Raw genomic sequence first — 2462 nt, forward strand, 5'->3', positions numbered from 1 at the left:
CGTTGGCGCCGGACAGCGACTGCGGGACGACGCCGCGTTGGTAGCGGGGCTGCGCGAAGCGGGCGCTGGTGCCGCCGCCCGCGCCGCCGTTGAAGGTGCCGGGGAGGTCGGTCCAGCTGGTGCCGTCCGCGGAGAGGACGGACTTCAGCGTGCCCCAGCCGGTTTCGAAGCGGTACGCGTCGGAGGCGTCCAGGGCGAGCGAGGTGCCGCCGACGGCGGTGACCCAGGGCAGCGAGGCCGGCATGTCGGTCTGCTTGGTGCCGGTGTCGGCGAGTTCGTCGCCGGAGTCGCCGCTGGAGAAGTAGAAGCCGATGCCGGTGGCGGCGCCGCGCTTGAACAGGTGCTGGTACACCCGGTCGAAGGCGGGGTCGCTGACGTTCTCGGGCTCGCCCCAGGAGTTGGAGACGATGTCGCCGAGGTGCTGGTCGACGACGCGGTCCAGGGCGTCGACGAGGTCCTGGTCGTAGCAGGAGGAGGCGCCGACGTAGGAGATGTCCGCGTCGGGGGCGACGGCGTGCACGGCCTCGATGTCGAGGGTCTGCTCGCCGTACCAGCCGGCCGCGTCGCAGCCGTCCGGGTCGACCTCCGGCGGGGCGGTGTGCGTCCACACCGCCGGGTCGTAGCGCAGCAGTTGGTCCTTGGTGTAGGGGGCGTCGCCGTGCTCGGCGGCGTAGCGGGTGACGTCGTCGCCGATGGTCGGGGAGTCGTAGGCGTCGACGACGGCGACGGTGACGCCGCGGCCGGTGAGGCCGGTGGCGGCCGCGCCGTACGCGCTGCGCAGCTGGGTGCCGTTGAGGCCCTGGATCACGTAGGGCCGGACGGCTCCGTAGGCCGCGGGCGTGCCGGTGGCCGGGTTGGCGCCGAAGTAGGCGGAGAACGGGCCGGAGTTGACGAAGGCGCTGCCGGGGCCGGGCAGGGTGTCCTGGGGCTTGGGCCGGCCGGGCCGGACCTTGCTGGGGGCGGTGTTGAGTCCGGTGACGCTGAGCACGTCGTCGGTGAGGTCGGCGGGCACGGTGACGTCGCCGGCCGGTGCCCGGTAGCTGCGGGTGCCCTTGCGGTAGGTGTGCAGTTCGGTGCCGAAGGCCCGTTCGGCGTCGGCGGCGTCGCCCTCGGCGGTGAGGTAGTGCCGGTTGGTCGAGGTGACGCGCAGGCCGGAGGAGTGCAGCCAGCGGCCGACCTTGTCGCTCTGCGCGTCGCTGCTGCCGAACCGCTCGGCCAGCTGCTGCGGCGTCAGGAAGTGCCCGTACTCGTCGGAGGCCGGGTCGGAGACCTGGCGGGCGAAGGCGTCGAGGCCCTTCTGGTCGCGGCCGGCGAGGTAAACGCGTACGGTGACGGGCGCGTCGGCGCGTTCCCTGCCCTGGTCGGCGGCGGAGCGGGTCCAGTTCGGTGCCGTGCCGGGGACGGCCGCGCGTCCGTGCGGTGCCGGGGTGTCCGCCCGCGCGGGCGTGCCCGCCGCGGTGGCGGCCAGGAGCGGCAGCACGGCCATGACGGCCAGTCCGGTTCTGGAGCACGACAGGCGGATGCGCATGCGGGTCGGCCTTCCGGTCGGGGATGCGGGAACGCGTGCCCGGGCGGTCCGTCGGCCCGGCCACGCTGGACGGCCTCGACGCTAGGGTGGCGCGCCACGCGGATCGTGCAGCCCCGATGCGACGCACCGTCGGCTTCACCCGCCCGGTGGCCGGAGCGCGGCCGAACCACCGGCGGCTCCTCCTTGCCGTCGGGGTGGCGTCCTCGCCGTCGGGATGGCGCGTCCGTTGCGGAGGAGATCGGGCCGCGGTCCGGACGGGTGGCGTGGCAGGACCGGGCGGATCGGATCGGGACTCCGGCCGACACTCGGCAGGAGCGGTCCGGCCGATGACGCGCGGAGCCGGCGGTGTGCGGCAGCCCGAAATCCGCTTGCCCCGCTCTCCGTACCCGATGAGGATCGGCGCATGAGTCACGTCATACGAGCGGTAACGGTTGAGGACTGGCAGCGCGTCAAGGAACTGCGCCTGGATGCGCTGCGGGATCCCGTCGCGGGGATCGCCTTCCTGGAGACGTACGACAACGCCGTCACCAAGCCGGACGGGTTCTGGCAGGAGCGCGCGGCCGGCTCCCGCGGCGACATGATCGTCCAGCAGTTCGTCGCCGAGCGGACGGACGGCGGCTTTGACGGATCGGTGACGGTCCTGATCGAGCCGGCCGGCGGCGCGGATGTCTTCGGCGCGCCGGTCGACGTCGACCAGGCCCATCTGGTGGGTGTGTTCGTCCGCCCGGAGCAGCGCGGCACCGGACTGGCCCGGGCGCTGTTCGATGCGGCGATCGACTTCGCCCACCGGCTCGACGCGTTGAAGGTCTCCCGCGTCCGTCTCTACGTCCACCAGGACAACCAGCGGGCCGAGGCCTTCTACCGGAAGATCGGCTTCACGCGCAGCGGCCGCTCCGTCCCCGTCCCGGGCGACGAGTCGTCCGTCGAGCGCGAA

The 2462-nt window shown here is 73.5% G+C and carries 2 protein-coding genes; one reads left to right on the forward strand and one right to left on the reverse strand.

Annotated elements, in window-relative coordinates:
- A partial coding sequence (locus ABZ641_RS33075) for a protease pro-enzyme activation domain-containing protein (RefSeq protein ID WP_359987866.1) occupies positions 1-1528 on the reverse strand: 1528 nt, incomplete at its 3' end.
- Between the two features lie 403 nt (positions 1529-1931).
- Between ABZ641_RS33075 and ABZ641_RS33080 the strand changes: the two genes are divergently transcribed.
- Positions 1932-2462: GNAT family N-acetyltransferase (locus ABZ641_RS33080; protein ID WP_359987869.1), on the forward strand; the 531-nt coding region annotated here is incomplete at its 3' end.

Source organism: Kitasatospora sp. NPDC007106, assembly GCF_040634455.1.
Taxonomy (GTDB): domain Bacteria; phylum Actinomycetota; class Actinomycetes; order Streptomycetales; family Streptomycetaceae; genus Kitasatospora; species Kitasatospora arboriphila.